Raw genomic sequence first — 20,524 nt, forward strand, 5'->3', positions numbered from 1 at the left:
GCCGGCCCGGCACGCCGGCGTGCCGCCCGGCGGCCAGTGGCGTTCCCCTGCGCGTTCGTCGACCTCGTGGACAGGCATGAGGAGGGGGACATGGCGGCGACACGGGGCCACACGGTGGCCGAGCAGGACGTGCCGGAGCAGCGTCGGCAGGTGATGCGGGTCCGCAAGCGCGACGGCGACACCGAACCGGTGGACGTCAACAGGATCGTCCGGGCGGTGCAGCGGTGGGTCGCCGACCTGGACGAGGTCGACCCGCTGCGGGTCGCCACGAAGACGATCAGCGGTCTGTACGACGGTGCGACCACGACCGAACTGGACAAGCTGTCGATCCAGACGGCGGCGGAGCTGATCGGCGAGGAGCCGCAGTACTCGAAGCTGGCGGCGCGGCTGCTGGCGGCCTTCGTGGACGAGGAGGTCCGCGGGCAGGGCGTGGCGAGCTTCAGCCAGTCGATCGCGTACGCGCACGGTCTGGGCCTCATCGGTGACGCCACCGCCCGGTTCGTGGCGCGGCACGCCCGCGAACTCGACGACGCCGTCGACCCGGCCGGTGACCTGCGGTTCGAGTACTTCGGCCTGCGTACGGTCGCGGACCGGTACCTGCTGCGGCATCCGGAGTCGCGTCTCGTGGTGGAGTCCCCGCAGTACTGGCTGCTGCGGGTGGCGTGCGGGCTGTCGCAGACGCCGGACGAGGCGATCGGCTTCTACCGGCTGATGTCCAGCCTCGCCTACCTACCGAGCTCCCCCACGCTGTTCAACTCCGGGACCCGGCACACGCAGATGTCGTCGTGCTTCCTGGTGGACTCCCCGCGCGACGAACTGGACTCCATCTACGAGCGTTACCACCAGGTCGCGAAGCTGTCGAAGTTCTCCGGCGGCATCGGCATCTCCTGGTCCCGCGTCCGGGGCCGGGGGGCGCTGATCCGGGGCACGAACGGCCGATCCAACGGCATCGTGCCGTTCCTGAAGACCCTCGACGCCGGTGTGGCGGCGGTCAACCAGGGCGGCCGGCGCAAGGGCGCCGCCTGCGTCTACCTGGAGCCCTGGCACCCCGACATCGAGGAGTTCCTCGAACTGCGCGACAACACCGGCGAGGAGTCGCGCCGCACCCACAACCTGAACCTGGCGAACTGGGTCCCGGACGAGTTCATGCGCCGCGTCGAGGCCGACGGCGACTGGTCGCTGGTCGACCCGTCGGACGCCCCGGAGCTGCCGGACCTGTTCGGTGAGGCGTTCGACGAGGCGTACCGGGCGGCGGAGAAGAAGGCCGTCCGGACCGTCAAGGCCCGCGACCTGTACGGGCGGATGATGCGCACGCTCGCGCAGACCGGCAACGGGTGGATGACGTTCAAGGACGCGTCGAACCGGCTGTCCAACCAGACCGGTGGCGAGGGGAACACCATTCACCTGTCGAACCTGTGCACCGAGATCCTGGAGGTGAACAGCGACACCGAGACCGCCGTCTGCAACCTGGGCTCGATCAACCTCGGCGCGCACGTCAGCGCCGACGGCGTCGACTGGGAGAAGCTGCGGGCGACGGTCCGCACGGCGGTGGTGTTCCTCGACCGGGTGATCGACATCAACTACTACCCGTCGGAGCAGGCGGCGGCGTCGAACCCGCGCTGGCGGCCGGTCGGGCTCGGGCTGATGGGCCTGCAGGACGCGTTCTTCACCCTGCGGCTGCCGTTCGACTCCGCGCCGGCCCGGGAGCTGTCCACCCGGGTGCAGGAGGAGATCTTCCTGACCGCCCTGGAGACGTCCGCCGGGCTCGCCGAACGGTTCGGCCCGCATCCCGCGTACGCCGAGACGCGCGCCGCGAAGGGTGAGCTGCACCCGGACCTGTGGGGCGCGGAGCCCGCCCAGACGCGGCGGTGGGCCGCGCTGCGGGCGACGATCGCGGCGCACGGGCTGCGGAACTCGCTGCTCGTGGCGATCGCCCCGACCGCCACGATCGCCTCGATCGCCGGCTGCTACGAGTGCATCGAGCCGCAGGTGTCCAACCTGTTCAAGCGCGAGACGATGTCCGGCGAGTTCCTCCAGATCAACACCTACCTGGTCCGGGAGCTGAAGGCGCGGGGGCTGTGGACGCCGGCGGTCCGCGAGCGGATCAAGCGCGCCGAGGGGTCGGTGCAGGGGATCGCGGAGCTGCCCGAGGACGTCCGGGCCCTGTTCCGCACCGCGTGGGAGCTGCCGCAACGGGCGCTGATCGACCTGGCCGCCGCCCGCGCCCCGTACATCGACCAGTCGCAGTCGCTGAACCTGTTCCTGAGCGCGCCGACCATCGGCAAGCTCTCCTCGATGTACCTGTACGCCTGGAAGTCCGGGCTGAAGACCACCTACTACCTGCGCTCGCGTCCCGCGACCCGCATCCAACAGGCCACCGTCGGCATCACGCCGGCGCTCGCGCCGATCGTCGCGGTGGGCGACGCGGAGGCGCTGGCCTGTTCCCTGGAGAACCCCGAGAGCTGCGAGGCATGCCAGTGACCACCACTCCCGACACCCGCGCCGCGACCACCGAGCGGCACCTGCTGCTCGACCCCGGCATGGACCTGACGCTGCGGCCCATGCGCTACCCGCACTTCTTCGACCGGTTCAAGGACGCCATCAAGAACACCTGGACCGTCGAGGAGGTCGACCTGCACGCCGACCTCGCCGACCTGGGCAAGCTGTCGCCGGCCGAGCAGCATCTGGTGTCGCGGCTCGTGGCGTTCTTCGCGACCGGCGACACCATCGTCGCCAACAACCTCGTGCTGAACCTCTACCAGCACGTCAACTCCCCGGAGGGCCGGCTCTACCTCTCCCGGCAACTGTTCGAGGAGGCCGTGCACGTCCAGTTCTACCTGAACCTGCTCGACACGTACGTCCCGGACGAGAAGGAGCGGTTCGCCGCCTTCGCGGCCGTCGAGAACATCCCGTCGATCGCTCGGAAGGCGGAGTTCTGCTTCCGGTGGATCGACTCCATCTTCGAGCTGCGCGAGCTGCGGACCCGGGCGGACCGCCGGGCGTTCCTGCTCAACCTGATCTGCTTCGCCGCCTGCATCGAGGGGCTGTTCTTCTACGGCGCCTTCGCCTACGTGTACTACCTACGCTCCCGAGGCCTGCTGCACGGGCTCGCGTCGGGCACCAACTGGGTGTTCCGCGACGAGTCCATGCACATGGCGTTCGCGTTCGACGTGGTCGAGACCGTCCGCGCCGAGGAGCCGGACCTGTTCGACGCGGAGATGGAGCAGCAGGTCAAGGCCATGCTGGCCGAGGCCGTGGAGTGCGAGGTCCAGTTCGCCGAGGACCTCCTCGAACAAGGCGTCTCCGGGATGTCGCTGGCCGACATGCGGGAGTACCTCCAGCACGTGGCCGACCGCCGGCTCGCCCTGCTCGGCATCGCGCCGATGTACGGCAGCGGCAACCCGTTCGCGTTCATGGAGCTGCAGGACGTGCAGGAGCTGTCCAACTTCTTCGAGCGGCGGGTGTCGGCGTACCAGGTGGGGGTGACCGGCACGGTCAGCTTCGACGACGACTTCTAGAGACGACGACCTCCACAGCGGCGGGCCGCTGTCCCCGGAGCCGTCCGGGCAGCGGCCCGACCCGCTGATGGAACTGCCACCGATATAGCTTCGCCACCGATATATTCAGACCATGGCCGCTCTGCCGCCGCTGCGGGAACCCACCTTCCTCATCCTGACCGCCCTCGCGCTCCAGCCGATGCACGGCTACGGCATCGTCCGCGACGTTACCGCCCTCTCCGGCGGTCGCGTCGCCCTGCGACCGGGGACGCTCTACGGCGCCCTCGACCGGCTCGGCGACGAAGGGCTCGTCGAACCGGACCACGAGGAGGTCGTCGATGGGCGGCTGCGCCGCTACTACCGGCTGACCGACACCGGCCGGGCCACGCTGAGCGCCGAGACCGAGCGACTGCGCCGCAACGTCGAGGCCGCCAGTCAACGACTGCGGTCCCACAGCGAGGAGACCACCCCCGCCACGGGTTCACCGCGCGGCGCCGCCCGCCGTCCCGTGTCAAGTCCCGTTCTTCGCCCGACCGGAGGCCCGGCATGACCCCGCCCCACTCGACGCCCGCCCCGATGGGCGACCCGTCGCAACCGACCGGCGACCCGTCGCTCCTGCAACGCCGTTACCGGCGACTGCTGGTGGCCTACCCGCGCGACTACCGCTCCCGACGCGAGGAGGAGATCGTCGGGACGTACCTCGACCTGGCCGACCCTCGGCGGCGGTGGCCGTCCCCACAGGACGCGCTCGACCTCGCGCGCGCCGGTCTGCGAGAGCGTCTGCGTGGCTACGGGGCGCTCGGGCTGATCGCCGCGCTCCCTCTCGCCGCGACGCTCGCGCTGAACACCCTCGTCACACTGTCGACCTTCCTCCTCCTGCAGGTCGAGGTCTCCGACCCCGGCGCGGGCGGTTCCGCGACGGTCGGTCCCGTGCAGACCGTCGGCGCGATCGGCTGGATCGGTTGGCTGCTCGCCGGCCTCACCGTGACGGCGCTGCCCCGGCGGTGGGCCCGTCCCGTCGCGACCGGCAGCCTCCTCCTGACCGTGCTCGCCGCGGCCGTGGCCGCGCTCGTCGGCCTTCCGCGGCCCCCGCTGTTCGTCCTGGTATCCGTCGTCGCGCTGGGGGTCACCACGCTCGCCCTGCCTGCCGGCCCCGGCCGGACGCGCCGCGTCCTACCGCCGGTGGCGGCCGGCCTCGGCGTGGCCGTGTCCGCGTCGTTCGACGCCGCCGAGCGTGGCGGCGACTGGTTCACCTCGTACCGGTCGACGCCGGAGATCCTCGCGATGGCCGGTGGGCTGTTGGCCGCGGTGGCCCTGCTCGTCGGGCTCATCGGAGCGGTGCGGGCGGACGACCGTGGCCTGTGGGCGGTGCTGGTGGTCGCCACCCCGGCCGGGCTGCTCGGCGCCGATCAGCTCAGCCAGGCGGTCTGGGGCACCAGCTCCGGCGACCCGAGCGCGCTGATGTTCGCGGCCACGGTCGCGGCGATCGTGCTGACCGGCGCGGTGCTCGTCGCGGCCGTCGTCACCGGCCGCGCCGCACGTCAGCGTGCTCGCCGTGCGGCCATCCGACCACCATCGGTGTACTGACACCGTTCCACCCACCGATCGATGCTTTCGGTGGGACCATAGTGAACGTGGCAACTGCTAAAACCGCTGCTCCCGCTATCTCGCCCCTGTCCGGCGAGCCGATCAAGCCTGCCGACGCCGAACGGCTCGCCGGGGTGTTGAAGGCCTTCGCCGATCCGGCTCGCCTGCGGCTGCTCAGCCTGATCCAGTCCGCCCCGCAGGGCGAGGCCTCGGTCACGGACCTCACCGCGCCGCTCGGCCTCTCCCAGCCGACCGTGAGCCACCACCTTCGGATCCTCACCGAAGCCGGTCTCCTGGAGCGCGACAAGCGCGGCGTCTGGGTCTACTACAAGATCGTGCCGTCCGCCATCGCGGCGATCGCCGATCTGCTGACGCCGCCCCGCAAGCGGGCGACGAAGCGGACCCGCTGACCGCCGCTCGCAGATCAGCCGCCCACGCCGCCCGGCCGCTGCGCGGCGCGGCTCGCCGGCGTCGACGGTCTGACCCAGGACGGCAGGGGTAGGGGGACCGAGCCGCGCCGTGGCTGTCGGCCGGCGGGGCGGCGATCCTGGTGCTGCGGCGGATCACCGTACGCCGGCGGCGGTAGCGCTCACTCCGGCGTCGGCTTCCCTCCCTCGTGGAGGCGCAACCCGGCGATCAGCAGCCGCACCAACCGGCGGGCGTCGTAGCGCGGGTCACGACCGGCACCGATGCAGAGGTTGCCGACCCCGCGCATCAACTCGTAGGCCGTCACGTCCGGGCGGATCTCCCCCGCCCTGGCCGCCGCGTCGAGCAGCCCGGCGCACACGGGGACGAGGCGGTCCAGGAAGTAGGCGTGCAGCGTCTGGAAGGTCGCGTCGTCGGACTGCAGCGCCTCGGCGAGACCGTGCTTGGTGACGAGGAAGTCGACGAAGAGGTCGATCCACCGCGCCAGCGCGACGTGCGGCGTGTCGCTCGCCGCGAGCAGCGTCGGCCCCGCCTCGGCACAGGCCTCGACCTGGTGTCGGTAGACGGCGACGACGAGGTCGGCCCGGGTCGGGAAGTGACGGTAGATGGTCGCGACACCCACGCCGGCCCGGGCGGCGATGTCGCGCACCGGCACGTCGACGCCGGACGCGACGAAGGCGGCCGCGGCCGCGTCCAGCAGGGCCTGCTCGTTGCGCCGGGCGTCGGCCCGCTTCCGGGTCATCGGCGCCTCCGTCCCGCCACCCGTTTCACCCATGCCGCCGTTACCCCCGTCACACTCGCTGGCAAACGGAACTCTGTTCCGTATCGTCATATCGGAACGCGGTTCCGCTTCTCTATCATGCCAAGCGGGCGCCGCGCGAGCAACATGCCGGTCCCCTCCCGAGGAGAACCTCATGCGCCACCTCGACAAGCGCGCCGACTCGCCCGCTCCGGTCGTCTCGGTCGCACCGCTCACGCTGCCGGTCCCGGGCCGCGGCGACGACCTGCAGGTCAAGGTGTCGGCCCCGGCGACCGGGCACCGACTGCCCGTCGTGCTCTTCTCGCACGGCTACGGCTGGTCGATGAATGCCTACGCCCCCCTGGTCGATCACTGGGCGGCCCGCGGGTTCGTCGTCGTCCAACCCACGCACCTCGACTCGCGGACGCTGAACATCCCGCCGGAGGATCCCCGCCACCCCGAGATCTGGCGCATCCGGGTGGCCGACCTGACGCACCTCCTCGACCACCTCGACCTCGTCGAGAACGCCGTCCCCGGTCTCGTGGGACGCGTCGACCGGGACCGCGTCGCCGTCGCCGGCCACTCCTGGGGCGGCCAGACGGTGAGCATGCTGCTCGGCGCCCGCGTCCTCGACGCCGCGGGCGTCCCCGGCGAGGACCTGTCCGACCCGCGCGTCACGGCCGGCGTACTGCTGGCCACGACCGGCACCGGCGGCGCCGACCTGACCCCGTTCGCCGCCGAGCACTTCCCCTTCATGAACCCGACCTTCGCGGGTATGAGCACCCCGGCCCTCGTGGTCGCGGGCGACCGGGACCAGTCGGCCCTCAGCGTCCGCGGGCCGGACTGGTTCACCGACCCGTACCACCTGAGCCCCGGCCCGAAGAGCCTGCTCACCCTGTTCGGCGCCGAGCACGGCCTCGGCGGCATCGCCGGCCCCCTGCTGGCCGAGACGACCGACGAGAACCCCGCCCGCGTCGCCCTGGTCCAGCGGCTCACCACGGCCTACCTGCGCAGCGCGCTCGACCCCGCCGACGACAGTTGGGCCACGGTGAGCGCCGAACCGCCGACGAGCCCCAACCCCCTGCACCACCTCGAATCCAAGTAGGCCCACCACCCACCAGGCCCCACCCCGCCCTCATCGCGTCGATCATGAAGTTGTTGCCGCGACACGCCGGGCGGGGCGGGGCGGGGAGGTAGGAGGGGGCGAGTTAGGCGCGGGTGTGGTAGGCGAGCACGCCCCGGTTCACGGCGGCGACGGCCTGGCGGGCGGTGGAGCGCAACTCCACCGACGCGCCCCCGGAGTCCGCGAGTTGCCCGAGCAGGTCGACCACCTGGCGGGCCCACCGCACGAAGTCACCCGCCGGCATCTCGCCGTCGATCTCGTGACCGCTGGCGAGCACCTTGGCGAGGGCCTCGCCCCGGGCCCACCGGTAGATCGGCCAGGCGAAGCCCAGATCCGGCTCACGGCTCACCGCCAGCCCCCGCGCGGCCTCGTCCGCCTCGATGTCGCCCCACAGCTTCAGGGTCTCGTCGACCGCGTCCGCGACCGGCCCGCGCGGCAGCGACGCCCGCTCGTCGACGTCGCGGCGAGCCTCGAACACCACCACCGACACGGCGGCGGCCAGCTCCGCCGGGGACAACCCGTCCCAGACGCCGCGGCGCAGGCACTCGGCGACGAGCAGGTCCGCCTCGGTCCAGATCCGGCCGAGCATCCGGCCCGCGTCGGTGACCTCGCCCTCCCCCGTCAGATAGCCGCGGTTGGTGAGCAGGGCGACGATCCGGTCGAACGTACGCGCCAGCGAGCCGGTCCGCCCGGCCACCCGCTGCCGCAGCTCCTCCGTGTCGCGCTCCAAGCGGCGACGCCGCTCCGCCCAGCGGGCGTGCTCCTCCCGGTCCGGGCAAGCGTGGCAGGGGTGCCGGCGCAGCTCACCGCGGAGCTGGGTGAGCTGATGGTCCTCGCCCACGGCCTGGCGGGACCGCCCGCCCCGGCGTCCGCCGTGCCGGTCCAGCCCGGTGGCGCTCACCGCGGCGGCGAGGTCGCGGCGCGCGGCGGGCGAGCGGGGGTTGAAGTGCTTCGGCACCCGGATCCGGGCGAGCACCTCTGCGGGCGTGGTGAAGTCGCTCGGGGTGACCCGGCCCGCCCACCGGTCCTGGGTCAGCACCAGCGGACGCGGCTCCCCGAACCCGCCGGTGGCCGGGTCCAGCACCACCGCCAGACCGGCCCGCCGGCCCGAGGGCACCCGGATGACGTCACCGACCCGCAGCCGCTCCAGCGACGCGACGGCCGCCGCCTTGCGCTGCGTCTGCCCCTGGCGGGCGAGCGCCCGCTCCCGGTCGGCGATCGCCACCCGCAGCGCGAAGTACTCGTCGAAGTCGCCGTGGTGGCAGGCCGCCTCCGCGCCGTACGCCTCGATGGTCTCGGTGTTGCGCTGCACCTGCCGGGCCAGACCGACCACCGACCGGTCCGCCTGGAACTGGGCGAACGAGGACTCCAGCAGCGCCCGGGCCGGCTCCGCGCCGACCGAGCCGACGAGGTTCACCGCCATGTTGTACGAGGGCCGGAAGCTGGACCGCAGCGGATAGGTGCGGGTGGACGCCAGGCCGGCCACGTGCCGGGGGTCGGTCTCGGGCGACCACACCACCACGGCGTGCCCCTCGACGTCGATGCCGCGCCGGCCGGCCCGCCCGGTGAGCTGTGTGTACTCCCCCGGCGTCAGGTCGACGTGCGCCTCGCCGTTGTACTTGACCAGCCGCTCCAGCACCACGCAGCGGGCGGGCATGTTGATGCCCAGCGCCAGGGTCTCGGTGGCGAAGACGGCCTTCACCAGGCCCCGCACGAACAGCTCCTCGACGACCTCCTTGAAGGCCGGCAGCATGCCCGCGTGGTGGGCGGCGAGGCCCCGTTCGAGGCCGTCGAGCCACTCCCAGTAGCCGAGCACCGTCAGGTCCTCGCCGGGGATCGCGGTCACCCGCGACTCGACCACCCGGCGGATCTCCGCCCGCTCCTCGGGCGAGGTGAGGCGCAGCCCGGCCGCGAGGCACTGCTGCACGGCGGCGTCGCAGCCGGCCCGACTGAAGATGAACAGGATCGCGGGGAGCAACCCCTCCCGGTCCAGCCGCTCGACGATGTCCGGCCGCATCGGACCGCGCCAGCGGGGGCCGCGCCGACCGGAACCCGGCCCGGCGCTGCGACCCTCGCCCAGCTCCAGCCGGCGCATCGTGTCCCGGGTGTAGCGCAGCAGCTCCGGGTGCACGTCGTGCTTGCGGGCCGCGTCGGCGTCGTGGAACAGGTCGAACATCCGCTTGCCGACCAGCATGTGCTGCCACAGCGGCACTGGCCGGTGCTCGCTGACCACCACCGCCGTCTCGCCGCGCACGGTGACCAGCCAGTCGGCGAACTCCTCGGCGTTGGAGACGGTCGCCGACAGGGAGACCAGGGTGACCGAGGCGGGCAGGTGGATGATCACCTCTTCCCACACGCCGCCCCGGAACCGGTCGGCGAGGTAGTGCACCTCGTCCATCACCACGTACGCCAGACCTTCGAGGGTGCTGGAGCCGGCGTAGAGCATGTTGCGCAGCACCTCGGTGGTCATGACCACCACGGGCGCGTCGCCGTTGATCGCGTTGTCGCCGGTGAGCAGGCCGACCTGCTCGGCGCCGTAGCGGTCGACCAGGTCGTGGTACTTCTGGTTGGACAGCGCCTTGATCGGCGTCGTGTAGAAGCACTTGCGCCGGGCGCCCGGCTCCGCGTCGGCGGCCGGCGCCTTCGCCCCACCGCGCAGCGCCAGGTGGACGGCGAACTCGCCCACCACGGTCTTGCCCGCGCCGGTGGGCGCGCAGACCAGCACGCCGCTGCCACGTTCCAACGACTGGCACGCCTCGCGCTGGAAATCGTCGAGATCGAACCCCAGGTCAAGGGCGAACTCGTCCAGCGCCGGAAACTCGGAGGCCTGCGCGGCCCGGCGGCGCGCCGCGGCGTACCGCTCGGCGGGGCTCGACATGGGATCAAGATTAATGCGTGCCCGGGCACGGCACCGGACAAGGCCGACCGGTAGGGCCGTCGGGGGCGGTCGGTAGGGTGCACGACGTGCCGGACCAACCCGAACCGCCCCAGACCCCTGCCGTGGGCCACGTCGGCGGCGGCCCGCTCCCCCGACCGTCCCGCCGGCCGGTCAAGGCCGTCCTCTTCGATTTCCACGGCACCCTCGCGCAGGTCGAGGAGCCCCGCGAGTGGGTGCTGAAGGCCGCCGCGGCGTGCGGGGCGACCCTGGACCCGATTCGCGCCACCTCCCTGGCCGACCGGCTGCTCACCGCCGGCCGGGCGGGCGGTCCGCTGCCCGCCCGGGTGCCGGCCCGGCTCGCCGAGCTGTGGTCGACGCGCGACCTCTACCCGCACGCCCACCGGGCGGCCTACACCGGGCTCGCCGCGCAGGTCGACGCCGGCGTCGAGGGTTTCGCCGACGCGCTCTACGAGCGGGTGCTGGTCCCGGACGGCTGGGTCCCCTACCCGGACACCGCGCCGACCATCGCCGCGCTGCGCGATGCGGGCATCCGGGTGGCCGTGGTCAGCAACATCGGCTTCGACCTGCGGCCAATGTTCGACGCGTGGCAGCTCACCGACCTGATCGACGCGTTCGTGCTGTCGTACGAGGTGGGGCGCTGCAAGCCCGACCCGGGCATCTTCCTGCGCGCCTGCGGCATGCTCGGCGTCGACCCGGAGCAGACGCTGATGGTGGGCGACACGCCGGCCGACGCGGGAGCCGCCGCGGCGGGTTGCGCCGTGCTGGTGCTCCCGGCCGCCGACGCGGGCCGCGAGAACGGCCTCGGCGCGGTCCTCGACCTGGCCCTGCCGGCCTGACCGTCGGCGGCCGGCACGAGGCCGGTCAGCCCGCGTACGACCACCGTCGTCAGCCCCGCACGACCTCCCGCGCGAGGCTGACCAGGTCCGGCACCGCCGGGTGACTCGGGGGCTGACGCCAGGCCAGCAGCACGGTCACCTCGGGCGCGTCGGTGAGCGGCAGGTACGCGACCGCCGGCGTGGGGTACATGGCGGCGGTCGCCGTGGTCGTCACGCCGACGGCCCGGCCGGCGCCGATCGCGGCGAGCCAGTCGTCGGTGTTCGCCACCGGCACGACGGTCGCCGGCGCGGCGTGCGGCGGCCACAGCCCGAGCGTGGTCGTGCCCGTCTCGGTGTTCAGCGCGATCGGCTGGTCGGCGAGGTCGGCCAGGGTGAGCGCGTCCCGGGCGGCGAGCGGGCTGTCCGCCGGCACGGTCGCCAGCCGCGCCTCGGCGAGCAGTGGCACCGACCGCACGTCGGGCAGCTCCACCGGCTGGCGCAGCAGGGCCGCGTCGACCGCGCCGCGGGCCAGACCGGCCGTGCGGTCGTCGATCCGCAGCAGCTCCAGCGGCGTGCCCGGGTGGGCCTGCCGCCAGCGGCGTTGCAGCGTGACGGTGTGGCCGCCGAGCGCCGCCCAGGCGTGCCCCAGCCGCAGCGGCCAGCCGGCCCCCTGCCCGGGGGTCAGCACGTCGTCCACGGCGGCCACCGCCGCGGCGGCCCGGTCACGGAACGAGCGGCCGGCCTCGGTGAGCGCCAGGTGGTGCGTGGTCCGGTCCACCAGCCGTACGCCGAGGTGGTCCTCGAGCTGGCGCAGCGTACGCGAGAGCGCCGGCTGGGTCACCCGCAGCCGCACGGCGGCACGGGTGATGACGCCCTCGTCCGCGATGGCGAGGAAGGCGCGCAGGTGCCGCAGCTCGACGGTCATAACCGGGAAGCATAAGCACAGGGCAACCCGCATTTCCCGGCCACCGCCGCGCCTTCTACCGTTTCCCGGGTGACCGACACCCTGCTCCCCGACCGTGCCACGACCGCCGCGCCGCCGGCCCGCCGGCCGGACCTCGGTGCCGTCGGCCTGGTCCTCGGCGGGGCGCTGTCGGTCCAGTTCGGCTCCGCGGTGGCGGCGCTGCTCTTCCCCCGCACCGGAGTGTTCGGCGCGGTCACCCTCCGGCTGACGATCTCGGCGATCCTGCTGCTGGTCGTGTGCCGGCCCCGGCTGCGCGGGCGGGACCGGGGCGACTGGTTGGCCGCCGCGGCGTTCGGGCTGGCCCTGGCCGGCATGAACTCGATCTTCTACCAGGCCATCGACCGGATCCCGCTCGGCCCGGCGGTCACCCTCGAGGTCCTCGGCCCGCTCGCGCTGTCGGTGATCACCGGCCGCCGGGCCGCGAGCTGGGCGTGCGCGGCGGTCGCGCTGGCCGGGGTGGCCCTGCTCGGGCAGGGCGGCTTCGACCGGTTGGACCCGGTCGGCGCCGGGCTCGCCCTCGTCGCCGGGGCGACATGGGCGGCGTACATCGTGCTCAGCGCCCGGGTCGGGGCCCGCTTCCGGGGCGCCGACGGACTGGCCATCGCTCTCCCCATCGCCGCGCTGGTGACCCTGCCGCCGGGCCTGGCGACCGCCGGGACCGTCCTGCTGGACCCGCCGGTGCTGGCGCTCGGGGCGGTCCTCGCCGTCATGGCCTCGGGGCTGCCGTACACCCTGGAGCTGCTCGCCCTGCGCCGGCTGCCCACCGCCACCTTCGCGGTGCTGATGAGCCTCGGCCCGGCGGTCGCCGCCCTCGCCGGCTACCTGGTGCTCGGGCAGGAGCTGCACGCCACGGAGGTGCTGGCCATCGCCCTGGTCATCGCGGCCAGCGTCGGCGCGGTCCGGGTCAACGCAGCAGCCGCAGCGCGCCCGGGACGGCGGTGACCGTCACCGGCAGGTCCAGGGAACGCTCCCCGTCGGCGTACGTGGTGATGCCCTCGGCGGCCAGCTCGACGCTGCGCACCCGGTAGCTGTGCACCAGCGGGTGCCGCACGTGGGTGCCCTGGTAGATGCTCGGCTTGACCCGGATCAGGGTGCGCCGGTCGAGGCGGCCGCCGACCACCACGTCGAGCAGCCCGTCGGTCGGGTCGGCGTCCGGGCAGATCCGCATGCCACCGCCGTAGCTGGGGCAGTTGCCCACCGCCACCAGCACCGCGTCCACCTCGTGCGGCTCGCCGTCGAGGCGCAGCTTGTAGCGGCGGGGGCGCAGCCGCGCCAGTTCCACGAGGATCGCCAGGTCGTACCGGCGGCGGCCGCGGGGCCAGCGCATCCGGTTCGCCCGCTCGTTGACGATCGCGTCGAAACCAGCGGCGAGCACCGCGCCGTACCAGCGGGGCGGGCCGGTCGGGCTGGTCAGCCGGGCGAGGTCCACCGGGTGGCTGCGGCCGGCGCGCAGCGCGGCGGCGATCACCTCCGCGGCGGCGAGCGGGTCCGGCGGGTAGCCGGTGTCGGCCGCGAAGTCGTTGCCGGTGCCGGCCGGCACCGGACCGAACGGGATCCCGGTGCCCGCGACCGCCTGCAGCGCGCGGTGCAGCGTGCCGTCGCCGCCCACGGCGACCAGGGCACCGGCGCCCTCGGCCACCGCCGCGTGGCAGGCGGCCTCCGCCTCGTCGGCGCTGCCGGCCTCCAGCAGCCGCACCGGTCGACCGCCGGTGGCGAGCCGTGACAGCAGCGGCACCAGCAGACCCCGGTTCCGGCCCCGGCCGGCGGTCGGGTTGGCCAGCACCGCCACGGGGGTGTCGGGGGTGGACCCGGGGTGATCTTCTGCGGTCACGGCGTGGAACCTACCGTGACGACGAAGGCCGCCCGGTCGGGGCGGCCTTCGTGGTGTCAGCGTGTCGCGCCGGCGTGTCGCGTGGTGCCGGCGCGGTCACCGTACGTCAGGTCATGTCGTCGTAGCGACGCTCGATCGGCGCCGGCGCGGCGATCGGCTCCGGTGCGTCGATGGGCGCGCTCGCGTCGACCCGCTGCCCCGCCTCGACCGGCTCCCGGTCGAACTCCAGCGGCGACACCTCGTCGTCGGCGACCCCGGCGTACATCTCCTTGCCCCGCCCCCGACGCTTGTCGTTGATGAACGCCACCCCGACCGCGGCGAAGTAGAGCGCGCAGAGGCAGACCGCCAGGGCGGTCATGCCGAACGGGTCCGGGGTGGGGGTGACCACCGCCGAGAAGGCGAAGAAGACGAAGACCGCCACCCGCCACCAACTCAGCAGCCGCTTGGCGCTGGCCAGGCCGACGAAGTTGAGCATCAGCACGATCAGCGGGAACTCGAACGCCACCCCGAACAGCAGGATCAGGTTGGTGACGAACGAGATGTAGCGGGTCACCTCGAGGGTGGTCGCGATGTCCGGCCCGGAGATGTTGAGCAGGAACTCGAGGCCCTTGGTGGTCACGAAGAAAGCCAGCACCGCGCCGGCCGCGAACAGCGGCGCCGCGAGGGCGGTGAAGACGTACGCGTAGCGACGCTCGTGCCGGTGCAGGCCCGGCGCGATGAACGCCCAGAGCTGGTAGAGCCAGACCGGAGCGGCGACGATGAGCCCCACCCAGAGCGCGATCTTCAGGTTGAGCAGGAAGACGTCCGCCACGCCCAGCTGCACGAACTTGCACAGGCCGGTGTCGGGATCGATCGACTGCGGCAGGTCGCAGTAGGGCTTGGAGAGCAACACCCGGACGCGTTCCGCCAGCGCGAAGCCGACACCGAAGCCGACCAGGATCGCCAGCGAGGCGCGGAACAGGCGGTTGCGCAGCTCCCGGATGTGCTCGATGAGCGTCATCGAGCCGTCGGCGGCCCGTTCGAAGTTGCTCGGGCCGCGCTTACGCAGTGCGAAGGCCACCGTTTTCGGGCCCGTCGGTCAGTTGTCGCGGACGCGCTGCACCGGGTCGACGACCGGCTGCTGCGGCGCGGCCTGGTACGGCGCCTGCTGCGGCTGCCCGGTGTAGGGGGCCTGCTGCCCGGCGTGCGGCGGCAGCGGCTGGTAGCCGGCCTGCGCGTCGGCCTTCTCCGCCAGGTCACGGTCGTCGTCCTGCAGGCTCTTGGTCTCGGCCTTGATGATCCGCAGCGAGCGGCCGAGGGAGCGGGCCGCGTCGGGGAGCCGCTTGGCGCCGAAGAGCAGGATGAGCACGACCACGAGGACGGCGATGTGCCACGGCTTGAGGGCACCCATGGGAAGCTCCAGTCGCTTGTCAGACAACAGGGGTGGTGTCGGAGCCCATCGTACGTGCGTAACGCCCCGTTGCCACCCGCCGGGGCGGGGGTGGTTCCGCCCGGCCGGTGAAGTCTTGACCAACGTGGGATGTTCCGTCAACCACCTGGTCCGGTTCGTCCGGCGGGCAGCCGCACCCGCGGTGACGACGGTCGATCAGCCCTGCCGCTTGGCCTTGATCAGCTCCATCCGGTGCTGGGCGGTGAGGAGCTGCTCCTGGAGCGACTCGGCCCGCGCCTGCAACGCCTGAGCCGACCCGGCGAGCGCCTCCGCGTCGGCCTGCCGGCGCTGCAGCGCCACGGCGGCGCGGCGCAGCTGGGGCAGCCGGGCCAGCACCGTCCGGACGGCCAGCGCGAGCACGAGAAGGGCGAACAGCACCAGCCCGAGCACGATCCACTTCACCACGGCGGTCAGCCTACCGGGGGCCCGCGGCCACCGCCGGGTCGCCGCCGGGCGTGGGCGCGTCGGCCGCCGGGTCGCGGCGGGCGGCGGGCGCCGGGCGGGCGTACGCGTCCAGCGCCGCCGTCGCCGTCGCCCGGACCTGCTCGGCCAGCTCGACCGGCGCCACCACGGTCACGTCGGGGCCGAGGCCGAGCACGAACCGGCGCGCCCAGTTGAGGTCGGTCACCCGCAACGAGACCAGCCACTGGTCGCCGTCGCCGGGCTCGACGCGCTCGCACGGGTAGTACTCGGTGATCCACCGCTCGCCCCGACCCACCCGCAGCGTGATCAGCGGCAGGTCGGGTGAGGGGCGGAACACCCCGTCGGTGAGATCGTGCGGGCGGGCCTGCGGCGGCACCGCGGCCGGCTCGTCCAGCTCGGTGACCGCGTCGATCCGGTCGGCCCGGAACAGCCGGACGGCCTCGGCCCGGCGGCACCACGCCTCCACGTACGCCCGGCCGCCCACCATCAGCATCCGCAGCGGGTCGATGGTGCGTTCGGTGGTCTCGTCACGGGCCGCCGTGTAGTAGGTGATGCGCAGCGCCCGCCCGCCGTCGACGGCGGCGCGCAGCGCCTCCACCCGCCGGGTGTCGGCCGGCAGCCGCACCTCCACCGGCGCGCCGACCAGGTCACCGGCCGCGTCCTCGATCTTCGCGAGGGCCCGCTCGACCGCCTCCCGGTTGCTCACCCCCGGCGTCTCGGCGAGCATCCGCAGCGCCACCACGAGGGCCAGCGCCTCGTCGGGGGTGAGCCGCAGCGGCCGGTCGATGCCGGCGTCGTAGGTGATGGTCACCCGGTCGCCGTCGAACGCCATGTCGATCAGATCGCCCGGCCCGTAGCCGGGCAGCCCGCACACCCAGAGCAGCTCCAGGTCCTCACGCAGCTGCCGTTCGGTGACACCGAGGTCACCGGCCGCCTCGGCGATCTCGATGCCGGGGCGGGCGAGCAGGTAGGGCACCAGGTTCAGCAGCCGGGCGAGCCGGTCGGCGGAGGTGCGGGAGCCGCCGCGGGCGGCGGGCCGCGTCATCGGGGGCCTCCGGCGCCGGCGAGCTCGTCGTGCCGCACGGCGATCTCCTTCAGCCGCTGAATGACGGCCTCGCGGACCTCCGGCGGGTCGAGCACCCGCACGTCCGGGCCGTAGCCGACGAGCTGGCCCGCGAGGTAGTCGGCGTCCGCGTACGGCAGAACCAACCGGTCGCCGTCGGGCCCGGGGGCGCACTCCACGGCCCAGCGGCGCAGCCCGGCCGCCCGACCCGGGGTGGCCAGCACGGTCGCCCGCCCCGGCCGCTCCACCGGCCCGGACCAGCGGGCGACGTGGCTGATCAGGTCGACGCCGGCCGGTGGCTCGTAGGCGCGCGCAGCGCCGGTGACCCGCACCTGCCCCACCACGCGGGAGAGCCGGAAGCAACGGGTGGCGTCCCGGTCCAGGTCATGGCCGACCACATACCACCGGCCGCGCCAGCAGACCACGCCCCAGGGTTGGAGCCGGCGGCGGCTGGGGGCGTCGCGGTCGGGCACCCGGTAGTCGAAGCCGACCTCACGGCGGTCGCGCGCGGCGGCGGCCAGCGGCGCGAAGGCCGGGTCGACGGTGACCATCGGCTCCAGACCGAGGGTGGCCTGCGGGTCGACGTCCACCCCGGCGGCGCGCAGCTTGGCCAGGCCGGAGGAGGCCGCCGCGGCCAGACCGGCGTGCTGCCAGAGCCGCGCGGCGATGCCCACCGCCGCCGCCTCGTCCGGTTCGAGGGGGATGTCGGGCAGGGCGTACTCGCGGGGGGCGATGCGGTAGCCGGGCTCGGCGTCGAACACGCTCGCCGTGCCGGTCTCCAGCGGGACGCCCAGCTCACGCAGCTCGGCCTTGTCCCGCTCGAACTTGCGCTGGAACGCCTCGTGGTCACGCGCGTCGTCCGGGTCGTGCTCGTAGCCGGGCACGGTCGCGGCGATCTGCGCGGCGGTGAGGAACCGACGCGTGGACAGCAGACAGATCACCAGGTTGACCAGGCGTTCGGTACGGGTCCGGGACACGGGTAGACGCTAGCAGCCGGCGCGCCGCGCGCGTGCACCCGCGCGGGCGCGGCGCGGGCACGGACACACACCCGGTGACCTCTCGCCGTCCACGGGCGCGACGGTGGCGGCGGTCATAGGGTGGCAGCATGGCCCAGCCGGAGATCAAGTCCGAGAGCGTCGGCACGGTCGTCGTCGCGGGCGCGGCGAACCTCGCCATCGCGGCGGCCAAGCTGGTCGCCGGTCTGATCTCCGGTTCGGCGGCGATGCTCTCCGAGGCCGCGCACTCGGTCGCCGACACCACCACCGAGGTGCTGCTCTTCGTGGCGCTGCGCCGGGGCGCCCGGCCGGCGGACACGCGGCACCCGTTCGGCTACGGCAAGGAGAGCTGGGTCTGGGCCTTCTTCGCGGCCCTGTTCACCTTCGTCGCCGGCGCGGGCTTCGCGATCACCCACGGCGTGACCACCATCCTGGTCCACGAGCACAGCGGTGACTACCTGGTCTCGTACGTGGTGCTGGTGGTCTCCTTCGTCATCGAGTCGATCTCCCTCGCCCGGGCGGTCCGCCAGGTCCGCCGCGAGTCCCGGCGGTGGCGGACCACCCCCCTGCGGTACCTGCGGCTGACCGCCGACACGACGGTGAAGGCGGTGGTCCTGGAGGACAGCGCGGCGCTGATCGGTCTGGTCCTGGCCGGGCTGGGCGTCGGCCTGTCGGAGCTGACCGGCGACGAGCTGTGGGACGGCGTCGCCTCGGTGCTGATCGGCCTGCTGCTGCTGGCCGTGGCGGCGACCCTGGCGTACAGCAACCTGTCGCTGCTGGTCGGCCGCGGGGTGCCCGACCGGTTGCGGCACGAGATCGAACGCTCGCTGGCCGGGCTGCCCGAGGTACAGCGGATCGACACGCTGCTCACCATGCAGCTCGGCCCGGCCGACATCCTCGTCGCCGCCAAGGTCGACTTCGACGACGAGGCCACCGGGGCGGCCATCGAGGCCGCCGCCGACGAGGCGGAGCGGCGGCTGCGGTCCCGCTTCCCCGAGATCCGTTTCCTCTTCCTCGACCCGACCCGGTCGCTGCCCGGCGCGACCCTGCGGTCCCGCCCCGCACCGGAGCCGCCCGGCGGCGAGCCGCCCACCGACCCCGGCACGCACTGACCGTTCGGCGGTCACCGACCCGCCCCTGGTTCCCCGGCCCGCTCGCCCCCCGGCGGCGGCGCGGACCGGCCGCGCCGATAGCGTGCCGGGCATGATTCGATGGCGGTCCGGGACGGTGACGGCGCTGCGGCGGAGTTGGGCCGGGGCGGTGGAGCTGGACGTGGACCTGCCCGACGGGACGCGCATGCGGGCGCTCGCCTACCCCCACCTGGTGGGCACGCCCGAACCGGGCGACCGGGTGCTGCTCAACGCCGGCGCGCTGCTGATGGGGCTGGGCACCGGCGGGTACGCCCTCGTGGTGGCGCTGCCGGACCGCCTGCCGCCGGACCCGCCGCAGGCCGGCGACACCCGCGACGCCGGCCACCTCGTGAAGGCCCGCTACACGCCGCTGCAACCCATCCTGCTCGGCGTGGACGAGGAGGCCTCACCGCACCGCGCGGTGCTGGCGGCCGCCGACGACCTGGGCGGCCTGCCGGTGGTCACCGCCGACCTGCACTCGGCGCTGCCGGCGATCCTGGCCGGCGTACGCGCCGACGCGCCGGCGGCCCGGGTGGCGTACGTGCTGACCGACGGCGGGGCGCTGCCGGCCTGGTTCTCCCGCACCCTCGCCGGGCTGCGCGGTCACCTGGTCGGAACGGTCAGCGTCGGTCAGGCCTTCGGCGGCGACCTGGAGGCGAGCACACTGCACACCGGGCTGCTCGCCGCCCGGCACGTGCTCCACGCCGACGTGGCGGTCGTCGCGCAGGGACCGGGCAACCTGGGCACCGGCACCCGGTGGGGGTTCTCCGGCGTCGCGGTCGGCGAGGCGGTCAACGCGATCGCCACGTTGGGCGGGCGCCCGGTCGGGTCGTTGCGCATCTCCGCTGCCGACGCCCGCCCACGGCACCAGGGGGTGTCGCACCACAGCATCACCGCGTACGGCCGGGTGGCCCTGGCCCCCGCGGAGCTGGTGGTGCCCGACGGCCTGGATCCGGACCTGGCCGCCGAGGTCGACGCGGCGCTGGCCCCGCTCGCGGCGCGGCACCGGATCGTGCGGGTGGCGACCGACGGGCTGGACGCCGCGCTGCGGGAAAGCGTGGTGCCGCTGTCCACGATGGGGCGCGGCCTGGACGGGGACCACGCCTACTTCCTCGCCGCCGCGGCCGCCGGCCGGCACGCCGCGTCGCTGCTGGGCTGACCCGACGAGTGGCCGACGAGGCCGGCCGGCGCGACCGCGGTGGCCGTCAACGGCCACCCGGCGCGACGGCCCGGCGACTGGGGAGCGCGACGGTCAGACGAGGAAGATCAGGGCGAGCCAGCCGCCCACGATCAGCACCAGCGCGAGCGCCAGCACCCAGGTGGGCACGGTGTACTCGCCGCGTCGGTTGCGCTCGATCTCGGCGCGGATCTTCTCCCGCCGGCGCTCGACCCAGTTCTGTCGCTGGCGGCCGCTGTCGCCGGGCTCCTGGCTCGGCTGCGGACTCGGGGACGTCGTCATGGCCCGGTCAGCCTACCGGGCCGGGGGGGGGGGGGGGGGGGCCCCCCCCCCCCCCCCCCCCCCCGCCCCCCCGCGGGGCCCCCCCCCCCCCCCCCCCCCCCCCCCCACCCGCCCCCCCCCCCCCCCCGCCCCACCCCCCCCCCG

At 74.0% G+C, this 20,524-nt stretch carries 20 protein-coding genes; 10 read left to right on the forward strand and 10 right to left on the reverse strand.

The window, feature by feature from the left end; translation table 11 throughout:
* Positions 1-90: 90 nt before the first annotated feature.
* From ACIBTV_RS25280 to ACIBTV_RS25300, 5 genes are all read left to right on the forward strand, one after another.
* Positions 91-2,481: a ribonucleoside-diphosphate reductase subunit alpha gene (locus tag ACIBTV_RS25280; protein WP_396708727.1), complete on the forward strand. Its 2,391-nt coding sequence runs from the start codon at positions 91-93 to the stop codon at positions 2,479-2,481.
* Entirely contained in the window at positions 2,472-3,518 is a 1,047-nt protein-coding gene (locus tag ACIBTV_RS25285) for a ribonucleotide-diphosphate reductase subunit beta (protein ID WP_396708729.1), read from the forward strand. Before ACIBTV_RS25280 ends, ACIBTV_RS25285 begins: the two co-directional genes overlap by 10 nt.
* A gap of 112 nt (positions 3,519-3,630) precedes the next feature.
* Positions 3,631-4,047, forward strand: a complete 417-nt coding sequence (locus tag ACIBTV_RS25290) for a PadR family transcriptional regulator (protein WP_396708730.1) — start codon at positions 3,631-3,633, stop codon at positions 4,045-4,047.
* Positions 4,044-5,084 (forward strand): GlsB/YeaQ/YmgE family stress response membrane protein, encoded by a 1,041-nt coding sequence (locus ACIBTV_RS25295; RefSeq protein ID WP_396708732.1) that lies wholly within the window; start codon positions 4,044-4,046, stop codon positions 5,082-5,084. The genes ACIBTV_RS25290 and ACIBTV_RS25295 overlap by 4 nt, the downstream gene beginning before the upstream one ends.
* Before the next feature lie 47 nt (positions 5,085-5,131).
* Positions 5,132-5,494 carry an ArsR/SmtB family transcription factor gene (locus tag ACIBTV_RS25300; protein WP_396708734.1) on the forward strand — a complete coding sequence of 121 codons (363 nt, stop codon included), beginning with the start codon at positions 5,132-5,134 and terminating at the stop codon, positions 5,492-5,494.
* Positions 5,495-5,673: 179 nt separating this feature from the next.
* Here the strand turns inward: ACIBTV_RS25300 and ACIBTV_RS25305 are convergent, their stop codons facing one another.
* Complete coding sequence (locus ACIBTV_RS25305; RefSeq protein ID WP_396708736.1) at positions 5,674-6,252, reverse strand: TetR/AcrR family transcriptional regulator; 579 nt, start codon at positions 6,250-6,252, stop codon at positions 5,674-5,676.
* Positions 6,253-6,424: 172 nt separating this feature from the next.
* Between ACIBTV_RS25305 and ACIBTV_RS25310 the strand changes: the two genes are divergently transcribed.
* Entirely contained in the window at positions 6,425-7,354 is a 930-nt protein-coding gene (locus ACIBTV_RS25310; RefSeq protein WP_396708738.1) for an alpha/beta hydrolase family protein, read from the forward strand.
* 103 nt (positions 7,355-7,457) lie between these two features.
* Here ACIBTV_RS25310 and ACIBTV_RS25315 read toward each other — a convergent pair whose 3' ends face one another.
* On the reverse strand, positions 7,458-10,250 hold the full coding sequence (locus ACIBTV_RS25315) for a DEAD/DEAH box helicase (RefSeq protein ID WP_396708740.1): 2,793 nt from the start codon (positions 10,248-10,250) through the stop codon (positions 7,458-7,460).
* Positions 10,251-10,336: 86 nt separating this feature from the next.
* Here ACIBTV_RS25315 and ACIBTV_RS25320 point away from each other — a divergent pair, with 86 nt between their 5' ends.
* The gene (locus ACIBTV_RS25320; protein WP_396708742.1) at positions 10,337-11,107 is read left to right on the forward strand and encodes an HAD family hydrolase; all 771 of its coding nucleotides are present in this window, start codon (positions 10,337-10,339) and stop codon (positions 11,105-11,107) included.
* A gap of 49 nt (positions 11,108-11,156) precedes the next feature.
* Here the strand turns inward: ACIBTV_RS25320 and ACIBTV_RS25325 are convergent, their stop codons facing one another.
* Positions 11,157-12,011: a LysR family transcriptional regulator gene (locus tag ACIBTV_RS25325; protein ID WP_396708744.1), complete on the reverse strand. Its 855-nt coding sequence runs from the start codon at positions 12,009-12,011 to the stop codon at positions 11,157-11,159.
* A gap of 69 nt (positions 12,012-12,080) precedes the next feature.
* Between ACIBTV_RS25325 and ACIBTV_RS25330 the strand changes: the two genes are divergently transcribed.
* Positions 12,081-12,992, forward strand: a complete 912-nt coding sequence (locus tag ACIBTV_RS25330; RefSeq protein WP_396708746.1) for an EamA family transporter — start codon at positions 12,081-12,083, stop codon at positions 12,990-12,992.
* Here the strand turns inward: ACIBTV_RS25330 and ACIBTV_RS25335 are convergent.
* From ACIBTV_RS25335 to ACIBTV_RS25360, 6 genes are all read right to left on the reverse strand, one after another.
* The gene (locus tag ACIBTV_RS25335; RefSeq protein ID WP_396708747.1) at positions 12,955-13,881 is read right to left on the reverse strand and encodes a diacylglycerol kinase; all 927 of its coding nucleotides are present in this window, start codon (positions 13,879-13,881) and stop codon (positions 12,955-12,957) included. The two genes, ACIBTV_RS25330 and ACIBTV_RS25335, sit on opposite strands and share 38 nt — an antisense overlap.
* A gap of 106 nt (positions 13,882-13,987) precedes the next feature.
* Positions 13,988-14,941 (reverse strand): twin-arginine translocase subunit TatC, encoded by a 954-nt coding sequence (gene tatC, locus ACIBTV_RS25340; RefSeq protein ID WP_396708749.1) that lies wholly within the window; start codon positions 14,939-14,941, stop codon positions 13,988-13,990.
* Between the two features lie 18 nt (positions 14,942-14,959).
* Positions 14,960-15,271, reverse strand: a complete 312-nt coding sequence (tatA, locus tag ACIBTV_RS25345) for a Sec-independent protein translocase subunit TatA (RefSeq protein ID WP_091589220.1) — start codon at positions 15,269-15,271, stop codon at positions 14,960-14,962.
* 195 nt (positions 15,272-15,466) lie between these two features.
* Positions 15,467-15,715 carry a hypothetical protein gene (locus tag ACIBTV_RS25350; protein ID WP_091589221.1) on the reverse strand — a complete coding sequence of 83 codons (249 nt, stop codon included), beginning with the start codon at positions 15,713-15,715 and terminating at the stop codon, positions 15,467-15,469.
* 10 nt (positions 15,716-15,725) lie between these two features.
* Positions 15,726-16,778, reverse strand: coding sequence for a helix-turn-helix transcriptional regulator (locus ACIBTV_RS25355; RefSeq protein ID WP_396708752.1), 1,053 nt, complete (start codon positions 16,776-16,778; stop codon positions 15,726-15,728).
* Positions 16,775-17,773, reverse strand: coding sequence for a helix-turn-helix transcriptional regulator (locus ACIBTV_RS25360; protein ID WP_396708753.1), 999 nt, complete (start codon positions 17,771-17,773; stop codon positions 16,775-16,777). The genes ACIBTV_RS25355 and ACIBTV_RS25360 overlap by 4 nt, the downstream gene beginning before the upstream one ends.
* A 128-nt stretch (positions 17,774-17,901) precedes the next feature.
* Here ACIBTV_RS25360 and ACIBTV_RS25365 point away from each other — a divergent pair, with 128 nt between their 5' ends.
* Positions 17,902-18,903, forward strand: coding sequence for a cation diffusion facilitator family transporter (locus tag ACIBTV_RS25365; protein WP_396708755.1), 1,002 nt, complete (start codon positions 17,902-17,904; stop codon positions 18,901-18,903).
* Between the two features lie 91 nt (positions 18,904-18,994).
* The gene (locus ACIBTV_RS25370; RefSeq protein ID WP_396708756.1) at positions 18,995-20,080 is read left to right on the forward strand and encodes a DUF3866 family protein; all 1,086 of its coding nucleotides are present in this window, start codon (positions 18,995-18,997) and stop codon (positions 20,078-20,080) included.
* 93 nt (positions 20,081-20,173) lie between these two features.
* Here the strand turns inward: ACIBTV_RS25370 and ACIBTV_RS25375 are convergent, their stop codons facing one another.
* The gene (locus ACIBTV_RS25375; RefSeq protein WP_396708758.1) at positions 20,174-20,380 is read right to left on the reverse strand and encodes a hypothetical protein; all 207 of its coding nucleotides are present in this window, start codon (positions 20,378-20,380) and stop codon (positions 20,174-20,176) included.
* Between the last annotated feature and the right edge of the window lie 144 nt (positions 20,381-20,524).

Source organism: Micromonospora sp. NPDC049366, from assembly GCF_044466625.1.
GTDB lineage: Bacteria > Actinomycetota > Actinomycetes > Mycobacteriales > Micromonosporaceae > Micromonospora.

Excerpts from the sequence above, each read along its gene's own strand:
- ACIBTV_RS25280 (WP_396708727.1), top strand. The coding sequence starts at position 91 with ATGGCGGCGACACGGGGCCACACGGTGGCCGAGCAGGACGTGCCGGAG.
- ACIBTV_RS25285 (WP_396708729.1), top strand. The coding sequence starts at position 2,472 with ATGCCAGTGACCACCACTCCCGACACCCGCGCCGCGACCACCGAGCGG.
- ACIBTV_RS25290 (WP_396708730.1), top strand. The coding sequence starts at position 3,631 with ATGGCCGCTCTGCCGCCGCTGCGGGAACCCACCTTCCTCATCCTGACC.
- ACIBTV_RS25295 (WP_396708732.1), top strand. The coding sequence starts at position 4,044 with ATGACCCCGCCCCACTCGACGCCCGCCCCGATGGGCGACCCGTCGCAA.
- ACIBTV_RS25305 (WP_396708736.1), bottom strand. The coding sequence starts at position 6,252 with ATGACCCGGAAGCGGGCCGACGCCCGGCGCAACGAGCAGGCCCTGCTG.
- ACIBTV_RS25310 (WP_396708738.1), top strand. The coding sequence starts at position 6,425 with ATGCGCCACCTCGACAAGCGCGCCGACTCGCCCGCTCCGGTCGTCTCG.
- ACIBTV_RS25315 (WP_396708740.1), bottom strand. The coding sequence starts at position 10,250 with ATGTCGAGCCCCGCCGAGCGGTACGCCGCGGCGCGCCGCCGGGCCGCG.
- ACIBTV_RS25325 (WP_396708744.1), bottom strand. The coding sequence starts at position 12,011 with ATGACCGTCGAGCTGCGGCACCTGCGCGCCTTCCTCGCCATCGCGGAC.
- tatA (WP_091589220.1), bottom strand. The coding sequence starts at position 15,271 with ATGGGTGCCCTCAAGCCGTGGCACATCGCCGTCCTCGTGGTCGTGCTC.
- ACIBTV_RS25355 (WP_396708752.1), bottom strand. The coding sequence starts at position 16,778 with ATGACGCGGCCCGCCGCCCGCGGCGGCTCCCGCACCTCCGCCGACCGG.
- ACIBTV_RS25365 (WP_396708755.1), top strand. The coding sequence starts at position 17,902 with ATGGCCCAGCCGGAGATCAAGTCCGAGAGCGTCGGCACGGTCGTCGTC.
- ACIBTV_RS25370 (WP_396708756.1), top strand. The coding sequence starts at position 18,995 with ATGATTCGATGGCGGTCCGGGACGGTGACGGCGCTGCGGCGGAGTTGG.
- ACIBTV_RS25375 (WP_396708758.1), bottom strand. The coding sequence starts at position 20,380 with ATGACGACGTCCCCGAGTCCGCAGCCGAGCCAGGAGCCCGGCGACAGC.